Annotated in this window: 16 protein-coding genes; 12 read left to right on the top strand and 4 right to left on the bottom strand. The window is 48.2% G+C overall.

Features of this window, described 5'->3' with window-relative positions; genetic code table 11:
- Nucleotides 1-50: 50 nt before the first annotated feature.
- Together GC097_RS03480 and GC097_RS03475 are read right to left on the bottom strand one after the other, a co-directional pair.
- Entirely contained in the window at nt 51-920 is an 870-nt protein-coding gene (locus GC097_RS03480; RefSeq protein ID WP_171681961.1) for an SDR family oxidoreductase, read from the bottom strand.
- A 36-nt stretch (nt 921-956) separates the two neighbouring features.
- Nucleotides 957-1,757, bottom strand: a complete 801-nt coding sequence (locus GC097_RS03475; RefSeq protein ID WP_171681960.1) for a GNAT family N-acetyltransferase — start codon at nt 1,755-1,757, stop codon at nt 957-959.
- A 158-nt stretch (nt 1,758-1,915) separates the two neighbouring features.
- Here GC097_RS03475 and GC097_RS03470 point away from each other — a divergent pair, with 158 nt between their 5' ends.
- The 10 genes from GC097_RS03470 (at nt 1,916) to GC097_RS03425 (ending at nt 11,520) form a co-directional block, all read left to right on the top strand.
- Nucleotides 1,916-2,395 carry a GNAT family N-acetyltransferase gene (locus GC097_RS03470; protein WP_171681959.1) on the top strand — a complete coding sequence of 160 codons (480 nt, stop codon included), beginning with the start codon at nt 1,916-1,918 and terminating at the stop codon, nt 2,393-2,395.
- Nucleotides 2,396-2,411: 16 nt separating this feature from the next.
- Nucleotides 2,412-3,413: a lipoate--protein ligase gene (lplA, locus tag GC097_RS03465; protein WP_171681958.1), complete on the top strand. Its 1,002-nt coding sequence runs from the start codon at nt 2,412-2,414 to the stop codon at nt 3,411-3,413.
- A 33-nt stretch (nt 3,414-3,446) separates the two neighbouring features.
- Nucleotides 3,447-4,076, top strand: a complete 630-nt coding sequence (locus GC097_RS03460; RefSeq protein ID WP_171681957.1) for a histidine phosphatase family protein — start codon at nt 3,447-3,449, stop codon at nt 4,074-4,076.
- Between the two features lie 27 nt (nt 4,077-4,103).
- Entirely contained in the window at nt 4,104-4,415 is a 312-nt protein-coding gene (locus tag GC097_RS03455; RefSeq protein WP_171681956.1) for an antibiotic biosynthesis monooxygenase family protein, read from the top strand.
- Nucleotides 4,416-4,553: 138 nt separating this feature from the next.
- A complete protein-coding gene (locus GC097_RS03450; protein WP_171681955.1) occupies nt 4,554-5,522 on the top strand; it encodes an AAA family ATPase in 969 nt (322 codons plus the stop codon).
- A gap of 193 nt (nt 5,523-5,715) precedes the next feature.
- Complete coding sequence (hflX, locus tag GC097_RS03445) at nt 5,716-7,041, top strand: GTPase HflX (protein WP_171681954.1); 1,326 nt, start codon at nt 5,716-5,718, stop codon at nt 7,039-7,041.
- Between the two features lie 32 nt (nt 7,042-7,073).
- The gene (locus tag GC097_RS03440; RefSeq protein ID WP_246293950.1) at nt 7,074-8,294 is read left to right on the top strand and encodes a methionine gamma-lyase family protein; all 1,221 of its coding nucleotides are present in this window, start codon (nt 7,074-7,076) and stop codon (nt 8,292-8,294) included.
- A gap of 97 nt (nt 8,295-8,391) precedes the next feature.
- On the top strand, nt 8,392-8,802 hold the full coding sequence (locus GC097_RS03435; RefSeq protein WP_171681952.1) for a MerR family transcriptional regulator: 411 nt from the start codon (nt 8,392-8,394) through the stop codon (nt 8,800-8,802).
- Between the two features lie 38 nt (nt 8,803-8,840).
- On the top strand, nt 8,841-10,181 hold the full coding sequence (gene glnA / locus GC097_RS03430; RefSeq protein WP_376768358.1) for a type I glutamate--ammonia ligase: 1,341 nt from the start codon (nt 8,841-8,843) through the stop codon (nt 10,179-10,181).
- A gap of 100 nt (nt 10,182-10,281) precedes the next feature.
- Nucleotides 10,282-11,520 carry an aminopeptidase gene (locus GC097_RS03425; protein WP_171681950.1) on the top strand — a complete coding sequence of 413 codons (1,239 nt, stop codon included), beginning with the start codon at nt 10,282-10,284 and terminating at the stop codon, nt 11,518-11,520.
- A gap of 14 nt (nt 11,521-11,534) precedes the next feature.
- Here GC097_RS03425 and GC097_RS03420 read toward each other — a convergent pair whose 3' ends face one another.
- A complete protein-coding gene (locus GC097_RS03420) occupies nt 11,535-11,933 on the bottom strand; it encodes a hypothetical protein (protein WP_171681949.1) in 399 nt (132 codons plus the stop codon).
- Between the two features lie 493 nt (nt 11,934-12,426).
- A complete protein-coding gene (lexA, locus tag GC097_RS03415; protein WP_167054053.1) occupies nt 12,427-13,044 on the bottom strand; it encodes a transcriptional repressor LexA in 618 nt (205 codons plus the stop codon).
- Between the two features lie 276 nt (nt 13,045-13,320).
- Here lexA and GC097_RS03410 point away from each other — a divergent pair, with 276 nt between their 5' ends.
- Together GC097_RS03410 and GC097_RS03405 are read left to right on the top strand one after the other, a co-directional pair.
- Nucleotides 13,321-13,587 carry a LysM peptidoglycan-binding domain-containing protein gene (locus GC097_RS03410; protein WP_171681948.1) on the top strand — a complete coding sequence of 89 codons (267 nt, stop codon included), beginning with the start codon at nt 13,321-13,323 and terminating at the stop codon, nt 13,585-13,587.
- Between the two features lie 147 nt (nt 13,588-13,734).
- Nucleotides 13,735-13,917 (top strand): DUF896 domain-containing protein, encoded by a 183-nt coding sequence (locus tag GC097_RS03405; RefSeq protein WP_145655075.1) that lies wholly within the window; start codon nt 13,735-13,737, stop codon nt 13,915-13,917.
- The last annotated feature ends 6 nt before the right edge of the window (nt 13,918-13,923 follow it).

The following is a 13,923-nucleotide window of genomic DNA, read 5'->3' as shown; positions in this document are numbered from 1 at the left end:
ACCTGAATGCGGATAAGGGCCGCACAGGTCATGCTTTTTTGTTTTGCCGTCTAGCCGTTAACGATCGTGCCGCCATTCACATGAAGCACCTGACCCGCCATATAGGATGAATCCTCGCTGGCTAAGAAGACATAGCTGGCCGCCAGCTCACTTGGCTGCCCCGCGCGCTTCATCGGCGTCGTTGAGCCGAATGTGGCTACTTCCTGCTCCTTGAAGGTAGAAGGAATCAGCGGCGTCCAGATGGGGCCTGGAGCGACGGCGTTCACGCGAATGCCTTTGGCGTTCAACTGCAGGGAAAGGGAGCGTGTGAAAGAGACGATCGCACCTTTCGTTGCGGAATAGTCGATGAGCTGCTCGTGCCCGTGATATGCCGTAATGGAGGCTGTGTTAATAATGGCGCTGCCGGCTTTCAAATGGGGGAGGGCAGCTTTGGTTAAATGAAAAAGCGAAAAAATATTGGTGCGAAACGTTCTTTCCAGTTGCTCGGACGTAACTTGCTCAATGCTCGGCTGCGGATGCTGCTCGGCGGCATTGTTCACGAGAATATCGAGCTTCCCGAATTGTTGAACAACCTGATCGATGATCTTCTTGCAAAAGCTCTCGTCGCCAATATCGCCTGCGACATGCAGACATTTACGTCCAGCCTGCTCGACGTGCTTCTTTGTTTCTTCCGCGTCGCCATGCTCATTCAAATAGACGATGACGACATCCGCGCCTTCTTTGGCATAGGCGAGTGCGATTGCGCGGCCTATGCCGCTATCGCCTCCGGTAATTAGCGCGACCTTATCCTTCAGTTTGCCGGCCGCTTTGTAGGCCGTGTTGTCAAATTCAGGCAGCGGGTTCATCTGCGACTCAATGCCAGGCTGCTGGTTTTGATGTTGTGGCGGAAAAACGGGTTTCTGTTCTGTAGCTGTAGCCATGAAATCAGGCTCCTTTCATCCTAAACAAATTCTTAGTTAGGATGTTGCAAGCGGGCGCAAATCATACTTAATCCGGTAATGATAGCCATATTTAGTTTGATAGCCGAGTTTTTCGTATAACGAAACGGCGGCTGTATTGGAGGCGACGACTTGCAAATACTGCCGAGCAGCACCATGCTCCCTACTCCAAGCCGTGAGGGCTTGCATCAAATAGCTCCCCAACCCTTGACCGCGCTCCGCCTCGCTCACAACGACATTGAGAAATCCGGCCCACTCGCCTTGAACGACAGCCGTGCCAACGGCGATGATGTGTTTGCCCTTCCGTATTTTTACAAATCCTTTGGCATCGGAAATCCGCTCGCAGATGCCTTTGTAACTTTCTTTGAGTTCCTCGTGATACGATTCCAGCCTGAGAAAGGCGTCCAGCCATTCTTCATCCGCTTCGGTAACCCATTCTGCCGTAAGGGCAGCAACGTCCCGCTTCACCAGCTTTTGCGCTGCCGCTGCGGCGGCATCCTGAGAGTTCGCAATCATCACGAGAGAAGGGGTGCCCAGCGCATATCCGTGCGAATCCAGCAGCGCATCCAGCCCTGGCGGCGAGGCATCGCTAATATGGAAAATGGCGGGTAAGCTGTTGTCGGCATAGAATTGCTCGATATGAGGCAGCCAGTTAGCAAGCTGAGGATACTCGCCGATCGCGAGCACGCTATTTGCACGTTTAGTGACACCGCGGGTGGCCCGCAGCTGCCAATTATCGAGGTATGCTGTAATTTCGGCAGGCCAAATGTTGGCAGCTAACGCCTCGATGGCCTTACAAAAAGTGAGTGAATCGTTCATTTTACATAAACTCCTTTCGGATCACGAGAAATAAATATTAATAAATATACGAAAATATGAATAAAAATACAATGATAAAAGTGGAAAAAGTTTGTTCTTTGCTGTAAGCTATAAAACAACGGAATGAAAACGCAAATTGGTTGCAGGAGTGGTTGGACTTGGATTTCATCATACGCCATGCACGGTCTGAAGATTATGAGGCTGTGAATGCCATCATTCGATACGGTCAAGAGGAGCATGCGACAGCTTTACCCGAGCGTTTTGCGAGATTGGACCGAGTCGTCGCGATGGGCTGGTATCGCAGCTTTTCCGACCAGCAGAATAAGGCGATATTGGTCGCTGACAAAGACGGGCGTGCGGTTGGCGTGGCGATGCTGGAAATGAAGAAAAGCCCCACATATGAAGCGCTCGTTCCGCGCACATTCGCATATTTGAACGAATTGGCTGTATCGCCGGATTTTCAGCGCCAAGGCATAGGAAAGTCTCTCTATATGGCCTCCGTGGAATGGGCACGGGAACGGAATGTTTCCTCGCTCGAGCTTAACGTATGGGAGTTTAATGAAGGGGCTATAGCTTTCTACGAAGCTTTAGGGATGCTTACTCTTAATAGAACCATGACGAACGATTTAACTTACTGACTGAAGGAGCTTGATCATGCTATTCATAGATAACGAAGGTATAACAGATCCGCGAATAAATCTGGCGATAGAGGAGTATGCGTTAAGGCATCTTCCTGATCAGGAAAGCTATTTGCTTTTTTATATAAACGAACCGTCGATTATTATCGGCAAGAATCAAAACACGCTCGAAGAAATCAATCCGGAATATGTGAAAGAACACAAGCTGCATGTCGTAAGAAGACTTTCCGGAGGCGGAGCGGTCTATCATGATTTAGGCAACCTGAATTTTAGCTTCATTACCAAAGATGATGGTAACTCGTTTCACAATTTTCAAAAGTTTACGGAGCCCGTCGTGGAAGCCCTTCGCCAGCTTGGGGTGGAGGCGGCTTTAACAGGGCGAAACGATATTCAAGTGGGCGAGCGCAAAATATCCGGCAATGCGCAGTTTGCGACGAAGGGCCGGATGTTCAGCCATGGCACCCTTTTATTCAACTCTGAGATTGAACATGTCGTCTCTGCCCTCAAGGTTAGCCCGGACAAAATCCAATCCAAAGGCATCAAATCGATTCGCAGCAGAGTCGCTAACATTGTGGAATTTCTGAACGAACCGCTGACCATCGAGGATTTCCGCTTGAAGCTTCTTTCCTCTATTTTTGGAATGAATCCCGCTGACGTGCCTGCGTACAAGCTTACGGAGGAGGATTGGCGCCGTATCCGTCAGATTTCCGAAGAACGGTATGGGAATTGGGATTGGAACTATGGCAAATCGCCGAAAAGTTCTGTGCAAAACTCCAAACGCTTTGAAGGCGTTGGGAAGCTGGATGTTCGTCTATCGATTGAAGAAGGGCATATTCAGGATATGAAAATTTATGGGGACTTCTTTGGAGCCGGCGATGTCGCTGAACTGGAAGACGTGCTTCGGGGTTCCCGTTATGAAGAGTCTGTCATTCGTAAACGGCTAGCGGACGTTGAACTTCGACGTTATTTCGGTTCTTTGGATATGGATTCCTTCGTTGCTTTACTGATGTTAACATAAGCCGCTACATACAAGGGGAGGGGAGATTGGGCGATGACGAAGCTTTATTTAATCCGGCATGGGGAGACACTTTGGAACGTGGAGCGCCGTATGCAGGGGCATTTGGATTCACCGCTGTCGTCTTTGGGCGAGCAGCAGGCTTTATGGTTGTCTTATGCTTTGAAGGAGATTTCGTTCGAAGCTTTATATGCAAGCAGCAGCGGAAGGACCTTACAAACCGCTCACATCATTAAAGGCGATCGCGAGCTTGCCATCCAAGCCTCTGATGAGTGGCGGGAGATGAATTTAGGCGCCTGGGAAGGGCGTATTTCCGATGAAATAGAGGCGCTGGAGCCGGACAACTTTCATGCCTTCTGGCGCAACCCTGAGCAGTATCAAACCGTGAAAGGGGAGTCTTATTCAGACCTCCAGGCACGCGTGCTGCCGGCTCTGGAACGAATGCTAGCAGCCCATGAGGGTCAAACCATTGCTCTTGTTTCACACACGGTCACGTTGAAAGTCATTATGGCTTATTTTGAGAAGAGGGCACTTTCGGAGCTGTGGAACCCGCCTTATTTTCAACCTACCTGTTTAAGTTTAGTAGAAATCGTAAATAAGGAGCCGCACATCCGGCTTCACGCTGATACGTCTCATTTTGAAGATGATGATGCATTCGGTTTCTAACATTGATTTCATTCGGAGGGATTTAGCATGATATTGGAAGTAGCCGTTCTCCCTGTCATTGCAGGTAAAAATGAAGAATTCGAAGCAGCTTTTCGCCAAGCGTCTTCCATCATTTCGGCGATGAAAGGATACATTTCGCACGAGCTTCAAACTTGTATGGAAGATGGCAATAAATATTTGCTCCTTGTCCAATGGGAGACGCTTGAGGACCATACAGAAGGATTCCGGGGTTCAGCCGAGTATCAGGAATGGCGTAAATTGCTGCATCACTTCTACAACCCGTTTCCGGTGGTAGAGCATTACACCATCACTCAAGCCTACAGCGCAGACGCAAAATAAAGAAGAATGGCTTCCGGGCATGGTTCGGAAGCCTTTTCTGTCCGTGTGAGCTTCTGGGATCGGTCTAAAATGCAAGGAACGAGCGTAGGATGGATAGATACCATCCATCGAAACCAACTTGTAAACGAGGTGATCCTCATGAGTGGTCGGAGCTTGCCATCCAGACAGATCAACATCGTCTTGCGGCAGCCAGAGCATCGGCGCGCAGTTGACGGCGCCGGCGACCAGATTCATGCTTCGCCGCTGCCCGATGCAGAACCGCAGCAAACCGGGAAAAGGACACCGCTTGAGGGTCCGCTATCGGATATTTTCAAAGAGTTGAATCAATTGATAGGCCTTGATAATGTCAAAGAATTGGTGCATGAAATTTACGCGCTCCTTCAAATCTCGCAATTTCGCGCTGAAGCCGGTTTAAGCAGCAATGCGCATGTGTACCATATGATTTTCAAAGGGAGCCCCGGAACGGGGAAAACGACGGTAGCCCGGCTCATGGGACGAATGTTTCACGCGATGGGTGTGCTGAGCAAGGGGCATTTTATTGAAGTGGAACGCGCGGATCTCGTTGGTGAATATATCGGGCATACAGCGCTGAAGACTAGGGAATTAATGAAAAAAGCGATGGGCGGCATCCTTTTTATTGATGAAGCCTATAGCTTGGCGCGCGGAGGGGATAAAGACTTCGGCAAGGAATCGATCGATGCGCTTGTGAAAGGCATGGAAGATAAGAAGAATGACTTCATCCTGATTCTTGCCGGTTACAGTGACGAAATGGAGCAATTCCTTGCAACGAATCCAGGACTTCCTTCGCGGTTCCCGATTCAAATTGATTTTGAGGATTATCCGATTGAACAATTGATCCAAATTACGGAGCTTATGGCTAAAGAACGTGAATATGTGCTTATGCCGCAAACAATAATGAAGCTGAAGCAGCATTTATCTGAGGAAAAAGCCGCCACATGGCGGGCTTTCAGCAATGCGAGGTATGTCCGCAATATTCTGGAAAAAGCGATGCGGCATCAAGCGGTGAGATTGCTTAGCCAATATGTGAATGCTCCTTCCAAATCGGAGTTAATGTCCATACGGCCTGAAGATCTAAAATTTAAATGAACGTGTAAAACGATTTAACTTACTCCAAGTTAGATCGTTTTTTATTTTTGGTTTTTTGTGAGCTTTGTTATAATTGAATTTTCCTGCCCGGCAAATTGACTTTCCCAAGCATTTCCTACACAATGATGAAGGAATCCGTTGATTTTAGAGGGATTTCAATCGTGAAACGGCGAGACAAAGGAGACGATATTGAATGAAAACAACTTCACATATGGTTGAAAAAGAGATCGATGACCGCGCTGTGCTTGTTAGTCTGGTCACACAGAAACAGAAACGCAATGAAGCGATAGCCGAGTATTCGCTGCAGGAATTAGTGAAGCTGGCCGAAACTGCCGGTGTGCAGGTTTTGGAAACGATGACGCAAAATAAAGAGACGAAGGACACCAAATGGTTTATCGGCAAAGGAAAAGTCGAGGAGCTGAAGGCAAGACTGGAGGAGCTGGGCGGAAATACAGCGATTTTCGATCAAGAGCTGTCGGGGGCTCAAGTCCGCAATCTGGAAGCAGCGCTCGACGTCAAGATTATTGACCGCACACAGTTGATTCTGGATATTTTCGCGCAGCGCGCCAAAACGCGTGAAGGTATTATCCAGGTTGAGCTGGCACAGCTGAGCTATTTGCTTCCGAGACTTTCCGGTCAGGGGAAAAACCTTTCCAGACTTGGCGGCGGTATCGGAACGAGAGGACCGGGGGAGTCCAAGCTGGAGACAGACCGCCGGCATATCCGGGGACGCATAGACGAGTTGAAGGCGCAGCTTGAAGAAGTCGTTCGCCATCGCACCTTGCACCGGGAGCGCCGGAAGAAAACCGGGGTGTTCCAAGTTGCTCTGGTCGGCTATACGAACGCCGGGAAGTCAACATTATTGAAACAATTAACGCAAGCGGACGTCTATATTGAGAATCAGCTTTTTGCTACATTAGATCCGACCTCGCGTACGATGGAATTGCCGAGCGGCAAGGAAATCGTGCTGACGGATACCGTAGGGTTTATTCAAAACTTGCCGCATGATCTCGTTGCTTCATTCCGAGCAACTCTGGAAGAAGCCAATGAAGCGGATCTTATTTTGCATGTTGTCGACAGCTCAACGGATATGCGTAACGAGCAGATGCGCGTCGTTGGTGAAGTTTTGGAAGAGTTGGGTGCCCATCAGAAGGAACAGCTTACGATTTTTAACAAAATTGATGCTTGTTCGCAGGAAGAGCGGGAAATGCTGACGACGGAAGGAGAATTTCTGAAGATCAGCGCTTTTAACCCGGATGACTTGGAACGTCTGCGAATCGCCATTCAAGAGAAGCTCATGGGCGAGAGCAAAGAGTTCCGCATTCCGGCTGACAAAGGAGACGTCATCTCTTTGATGTACCGGATCGGCGATGTGCTTGAGACGGATGTAGACGGCGAGGATATGCTGTTCAAAGTCCGTGTCAACAAAGATGATTATGTGAAAGTGGCTTATCAATTGGTCGCATACGACCAGCAGGCGCAGCAAGAGGTTCAAGACAGCGAGGGAGAGATTTATTAATTATGCAATTCGGGGATAAAGTCATGTCATTGATGGAAAGCGCAGAGCGCCAAGCCGAAAGCGCTTTTCGTCATATTGAGAAAACAATCGATCTTAATCAGTGGAAAGTGATTAGCGCTTTTCAGAAACATAAAGTAAGTGATTACCATTTCGCCTCATCGACAGGCTATGGATATAATGATCGCGGCAGAGAGGTGCTCGATCTTGTGTATGCCGATGCGATGGGGGCGGAGGCTGCGCTTGTGCGGCCTCATTTTGTGTCCGGTACGCATACAATTGGGACGGCGCTGTTCGGTGTGCTTCGGCCAGGCGAGCATCTGCTTTACATCACAGGGAAGCCCTATGACACCTTGCATAAGGTGATAGGCAAACCTGGCGACGGCACAGGCTCGCTGCAGGACTTCGGGATTGGCTACAGCGAAGTTGCCTTGACGGAAGAAGGCGCGCCGGATTGGTCTGCGATCGCTGCAGCCATTCAGCCGAACACGAAGGTGATCGGCATCCAGCGCTCGCGCGGCTACTCGTGGCGGCCGTCGTTCACCGTGGAGCAAATCGGCGAGATGGTCCGATTCGTTAAAGAAATAAACTCTAACCTTATCGTTTTCGTCGATAATTGCTATGGCGAGTTCACCGAGGTGCAAGAGCCGACGCAGGTTGGCGTCGATCTGATGGCCGGCTCGCTGATCAAAAATCCCGGCGGCGGCATTGCCCCATCCGGCGGTTATATCGCAGGGCGGCAGGACCTCGTAGAGCTCGCCGCCTACCGCTTGACCGCCCCCGGGATCGGGGGCGAGGTCGGGGCCATGCTCGGTGCGACGCGCGCCATGTTTCAAGGGCTGTTCCTTGCCCCGCATCTGGTTGGGCAAGCGGTCAAAGGCTCTGTGTTCGCGTCAGCCGTGTTCGAACAGCTGGGCTTCGAGAGCCATCCGCGTTGGGACGCTCAGCGGACGGATCTGATCCAAGCGATCCGCTTTACGTCCGCGGATCATTTGATCACGTTCGTGCAAGGCATCCAGAAGGCAGCTGCCGTGGATTCGCACGTTGTGCCGGAGCCGTGGGATATGCCCGGCTACGAGCATCCCGTCATTATGGCGGCCGGGACATTCATTCAAGGCGGCAGCCTGGAGCTGTCCGCGGATGCCCCGATCCGGGAGCCGTATATCGCGTACATGCAGGGCGGTCTCACCTATTCACACTGCAAGTTAGGTGTGCTTACGGCAATCCAACATATGGTAGACAAGGAATTGCTTTGAAAAATAAGAACTGTGAACAAACCTTACACACCTTGACACGTTTTTGTTGCAAAGGTACAATAGGGGAGAGGTACTTAACTTTGCAGGAGTGATTAGCATGAGTGATGATATACGTAGAAATATGGCGTTATTCCCCATCGGAATCGTCATGAAGCTGACGGATTTAACCGCGAGACAAATTCGATATTACGAGCAGCACGAGCTTATTATTCCAGCCAGAACAGGCGGTAATCAACGACTCTACTCCTTTAATGATGTTGAACGACTTCTTGAAATTAAAGATTTAATTGAAAAAGGTGTGAACATCGCGGGGATTAAGCAGGTGCTCATCCCAGTCGATAAAGATTCGGAAGATGCTACGATTTTGAATGAGCATACGGAAGTTAAACGTAAAGAATTGACCGACACCCAATTGCACAAAATGCTTAAGCAGCAGTTGATTGGCGGGGGCAAGCGTCCTGATCAGCCTTCCCTCATCCAAGGACAACTTACCCGGTTCTATAAATAACATTTCGTAAGCGCTTGAAAAATGAGAGGAGAATGAACGTGACAGACAACAGACACTATACCAAAGAAGATATTTTACGTATCGCAAAAGAAGAAAATGTTCGTTTCATTCGCTTGCAGTTTACTGATTTGATGGGAAGCATCAAAAACGTGGAAATTCCTTTCAGCCAGCTTGAAAAAGCGTTGGATAATAAAATGATGTTCGATGGTTCTTCCATCGAAGGCTATGTCCGTATTGAAGAGTCAGACATGTACCTGTATCCTGATTTGGATACTTGGGTCATTTTCCCGTGGGTAACAGAAAGCAAAGTTGCCCGCCTAATCTGCGATATCTACTTGCCGGATGGCCGCCCATTCCCTGGGGATCCGCGCGCCATCTTGAAAAATGCTTTGAAACAAGCGGAAGAAATGGGTTATACGGCGATGAATGTAGGTCCTGAACCTGAGTTCTTCCTGTTCAAAACCGACGAAAAAGGCAATCCAACGACGGAGCTTAACGATCAAGGCGGATACTTTGATTTGGCACCGATGGATCTTGGCGAGAACTGCCGCCGTGATATCGTGTTGACGCTGGAAGAAATGGGCTTTGAAATCGAAGCTTCCCATCACGAAGTGGCTCCGGGTCAGCATGAGATCGACTTTAAATACGCAGATGCGATTAAAGCGGCTGACCAAATCCAAACGTTCAAACTCGTTGTCAAAACCGTTGCCAGACAGCATGGTTTGCATGCGTCCTTCATGCCTAAGCCTTTGTTCGGCATGAACGGTTCCGGTATGCACTGTCATCAATCCTTGTTCAAAGGCGATGTCAACGCATTTTATGACGAAAGTGATAAGTTAGGTTTAAGTAATGTTGCTAGACAATATATGGCAGGTGTGCTTCGCCATGCACGTTCTTTTGCGGCGATTACGAACCCTACCGTTAACTCCTATAAACGTCTCGTTCCCGGTTATGAAGCGCCTTGCTATGTAGCATGGTCCGCGAGCAACCGCAGTCCGATGATTCGTATTCCGGCTTCCCGCGGCTTAAGCACGCGTGTAGAAGTTCGCAACCCGGATCCGGCTGCTAATCCGTATTTGGCACTTGCAGTCATGCTTGCAGCCGGGCTGGATGGCATTAAGAACAAAATGCAGCTGCCTCCTCCAACTGATCGCAATATTTATGTGATGACGGACGAGGAAAGAGAAAACCAAGGCATTCCAAGCTTGCCTTTGAATTTGAAAAATGCTTTGGACGAGCTGGTGCGTGATGAAGTCATTTGTGACACACTTGGGGAACATGCTTTATCTCACTTCTATGAGCTTAAAGAAATCGAGTGGGATATGTATAGAACACAAGTTCACCAATGGGAAAGAGATCAGTATCTTTCCCTGTACTAAGAGAATTTGCGGCGTTTTAAACAATTAGATACGAAAGCCCGTCAGTGGTCAGGAGTTTCCTGAGCTGATGGGCTTTTTCATGCGAAGGAGAAGACAGCGAATGGATAACTTTATAGTGAACTTGGAAAAATATGCCGAATTGGTAGTGAAAATCGGAGTTAATTTGACCAAAGGTCAGGACCTAATGATCGAGTCGCCGATGGAATGCTTGGATTTGACGAGACTCATCGTTAAGAAAGCCTATGAGGCTGGAGCTAACTATGTGCAGGTCAATTGGCAGGATGACGTCATTACGCGCAGCCGGTTGGAGTCAGCCCATGACGATGCTCTTGACTATTATCCCGTGTGGTACACAGATATGCTGGAGCGTTTTGTTGAGAATGGCGGAGCCTTGCTGAACATTAAAGTTCCTGATCCGGACCTGTATGCTGGTATTGATTCGAGCATCATATCAAGGGCATCTAAGGCCATGGCGACTGCACGTTCAAAGTATCAACAATATGTAAGAACAAGCACATTCAGTTGGTGCTTGATTAAAGCGCCGACCGTCGCATGGGCTTCCAAAGTGTATGCGGATCTTCCTGAGGAAGAGCGGGTGGATGCGATGTGGGACGCTATTTTCCGGTTCAATCGGGTGTATGAGAATGACCCAGTGAGTGCATGGCGAACACATATCGAGCAGTTGAAGCGTGTCCGCAAAGTTTTGAATGAGAAACAATATTCAGCTCTTCAATACCGCGCTGCGGGGACCGATTTGCGTGTGGAGCTGCCGGAAGGTCATATTTGGCTCGGCGGAGATAAAGCGAACGAAAGCGGGATTCGATTCGTTGCCAATATGCCGACAGAGGAAGTCTTTACCATGCCGAAACGGACAGGCGTTCACGGCACAGTATCCAGCACGAAGCCGCTCAATATCAATGGAGCGTTAGTTGATCGGTTTTCCTTCAGGTTCGAGGATGGAAAAGTGGTCGAGTATAAGGCTGAAGTCGGTTATGAACATTTGGCTCGGTTATTGGATATGGACGAAGGTGCGCGTTACTTGGGTGAAGTTGCCCTGGTTCCTTATGATTCGCCGATCTCTAATATGGATCGCATTTTTTATAACACGGGCATCGATGAGAATGCATCCTGTCATTTGGCTTTAGGCAGCTGCTATCCGATTAATATTAAAGATGGCGCTTCTATGTCCAACGACGAGCTGAAAGCGCATGGTGGGAACACGAGTCTGATTCATGTCGATTTCATGATTGGGACGGCCGATCTTGAGATTGACGGCGTTCTGCAAGATGGTTCCACTGAGCCTATTTTCCGTGGAGGCAATTGGGCGTTAGCATTTTAGATGATGCTTATCTGCTATTTGCTATCAAATAAAGTTTGAATGCTGTTTTTTAATTCTTCATTGTGCAAATAGTAATTACTGCCGCTGCTGTTTGTGGTGAAGCTGAATTTGACCTGTTTATTCTCAAAAAATGAGACGCTAAAGAGAAATCCTACCCGGCCTTCTTGATTCGGATCTGGCACGAAGGAGATCTCTCGAACGTTTTGGATCCAAGGTTGAATTTGGTCTGGTTCAGTAAATGTCTTGAGCTCACCGGTTGACCCGCTGCGGATTTCGATGGTATCCACTTTGGCAAGGTCACCGGGATAAAGCTCATACAGTTTCTTGCTCGTTAATGCAGACGGCTGTTCGTTGGGTTTGCATGCGGTCAACAATACTGCAATTACAAAAAATATCACAAAGTGTATTTTCATTTGGATGACCTCCGTGTGATTGCTTTGTTTAGATTAACGTGTGATGGCTTGGAAATGTTGCTGCAACGTACCTGTTGAGACAAATTGTAGTTTCAGTAACTACATTCGCGAGACAGAGAAGAAGAGGGGATTTCGCAAAAGAGATTGCACACGCAAGGTATTCTCAAAATGTCGGGGCGATTGGGGAACTACAGGGCTTTATTTGTGCCCAGTTGGCCAGTTTCTCACTGTGAGCGGAGCTACAGGGCCTTATTTGCCTCCGGGAACCCGTATTTCCGCCGAGAACGGCAAAATAGAGGACCGTAGTTCCCTCCCAACAATCAAATACCTCGTGTACGCCCAAATAGAGGATCTCAGTTCCCTCTCCCTAGTACCGCATACCTCTATCTGCAGTTAAAGAAGCCATCTCCCTAGCACGCACATCTCACTCTGCACTAAAGAAGCTAAAAAAGCACCGAAGGACAAAGTCCTCTCGGTGCTTTATGTATTCCTGCTACATATCCCGGAACAAACCGATGACACGGCCAAGAATGGTGACGTTTTTCAATAAGAGCGGCTTTAAAGCGGAGTTTTCCGGCTGCAGACGAATGTGGTCCTTCTCTTTATAGAACCGTTTGACTGTAGCTTCATCGTCTTCCGTCATCGCGACAACAATGTCTCCGTTGTTCGCTGTTTGCTGCTGTTTGACGATGACATAATCTCCGTTATGAATACCGGCTTCGATCATACTGTCACCCAAAACACTCAGCATAAACACGTTGTTATCGCCTACCATGCTGACAGGAAGAGGGAAGTAGTCTTCAATGTTCTCTGTTGCCGTGATTGGCACCCCAGCGGTTACTTTACCTACGAGCGGAACGCGCGCAACGGAGACAGCGAAATGAGTTTCAGCACCGTCCAAACCTAGAATCTCGATGGCACGAGGCTTTGTAGGATCTCGACGAATTAATCCTTTTTTCTCAAGACGTTCCAAATGCCCGTGAACGGTTGAACTGGAGGCTAGTCCAACGGCCTCGCCGATTTCACGTACGGAAGGCGGGTAACCCTTATCTTTCACTTCGTTCTTAATGTATTCCAAAATAGCTTGTTGACGCTGCGAAATCTTACTCAATAGTTATCACTCCAATACTGGGAATCATTACCCAAAGTATAACATAGAACCCGAGTTCGTACAAACATAAGTTCGAGATTAGCATTGACTCAAACATATGTTCGTGTTATTCTAAGAACAGAACAAATGTTTGGGGGATGATTACTCATGTACATGGCTTACTCACACACTAACAATTCTGGCACACCTCATAGATCAACGGCCGCATCCAAAGGGATGACTTCTAATCCACGATATACGAAGACTTTCATTCGTTTCCTATTTATAGCTGTAATATTGGGAACGGTGTTCTCATTTGGAGCCATGGTGCAAGCTTACGCAGCATCATCTTCTCCGACAAGCAACAATGTGTCTACTCCAACGGTTTCTAAGGTCGTCGTTCAAGAACAAGTTGTCATTCAAGCGGGCGACACGCTGTGGGACATTGCAGCAGATCATAAAAAGGATGGAGAGAACATTCGTTCTTATGTAGATAAGGTGAAGAAGAAGAATCATTTGACAACTAGCTCCTTGAAAGAAGGACAAGTTCTATTACTCCCATAAATTTCAGCAAACATATCGAATATCATACGCAGGGGCGCAGAGAGGCTGGGATACGATCCTATACCTCTTTTTGTCGTTTTCTTGACATTCTACTAGAGGGATGGCAAAGTAATACTCATATTGAATTTTTTGAACTGGAGGATCATTATGAGTGACAGTATGGAAAAGAACATCGAGCGTATCAATGAGCTTGCTCGCAAAGCGAAAACCGTTGGTTTAACGGATGCGGAAATCGATGAACGCAATGAACTGCGAAAAAAATATATTGAGGCTTTCCGTGGCAATCTTAAAGTTCAACTTGATTCCATCAAGTTTACGGACGAAGAGTAGTTGCTA

This window comes from Paenibacillus planticolens (genome assembly GCF_013141725.1).
Classification (GTDB): Bacteria; Bacillota; Bacilli; order Paenibacillales; family NBRC-103111; genus Paenibacillus_E; species Paenibacillus_E planticolens.
This window is presented reverse-complemented; position numbering and strand designations above follow the sequence as displayed.

Excerpts from the sequence above, each read along its gene's own strand:
- GC097_RS03480 (WP_171681961.1), bottom strand. The coding sequence starts at position 920 with ATGGCTACAGCTACAGAACAGAAACCCGTTTTTCCGCCACAACATCAA.
- GC097_RS03475 (WP_171681960.1), bottom strand. The coding sequence starts at position 1,757 with ATGAACGATTCACTCACTTTTTGTAAGGCCATCGAGGCGTTAGCTGCC.
- lplA (WP_171681958.1), top strand. The coding sequence starts at position 2,412 with ATGCTATTCATAGATAACGAAGGTATAACAGATCCGCGAATAAATCTG.
- GC097_RS03460 (WP_171681957.1), top strand. The coding sequence starts at position 3,447 with ATGACGAAGCTTTATTTAATCCGGCATGGGGAGACACTTTGGAACGTG.
- GC097_RS03455 (WP_171681956.1), top strand. The coding sequence starts at position 4,104 with ATGATATTGGAAGTAGCCGTTCTCCCTGTCATTGCAGGTAAAAATGAA.
- GC097_RS03450 (WP_171681955.1), top strand. The coding sequence starts at position 4,554 with ATGAGTGGTCGGAGCTTGCCATCCAGACAGATCAACATCGTCTTGCGG.
- hflX (WP_171681954.1), top strand. The coding sequence starts at position 5,716 with ATGAAAACAACTTCACATATGGTTGAAAAAGAGATCGATGACCGCGCT.
- GC097_RS03440 (WP_246293950.1), top strand. The coding sequence starts at position 7,074 with ATGGAAAGCGCAGAGCGCCAAGCCGAAAGCGCTTTTCGTCATATTGAG.
- GC097_RS03435 (WP_171681952.1), top strand. The coding sequence starts at position 8,392 with ATGAGTGATGATATACGTAGAAATATGGCGTTATTCCCCATCGGAATC.
- GC097_RS03425 (WP_171681950.1), top strand. The coding sequence starts at position 10,282 with ATGGATAACTTTATAGTGAACTTGGAAAAATATGCCGAATTGGTAGTG.
- GC097_RS03420 (WP_171681949.1), bottom strand. The coding sequence starts at position 11,933 with ATGAAAATACACTTTGTGATATTTTTTGTAATTGCAGTATTGTTGACC.
- GC097_RS03405 (WP_145655075.1), top strand. The coding sequence starts at position 13,735 with ATGAGTGACAGTATGGAAAAGAACATCGAGCGTATCAATGAGCTTGCT.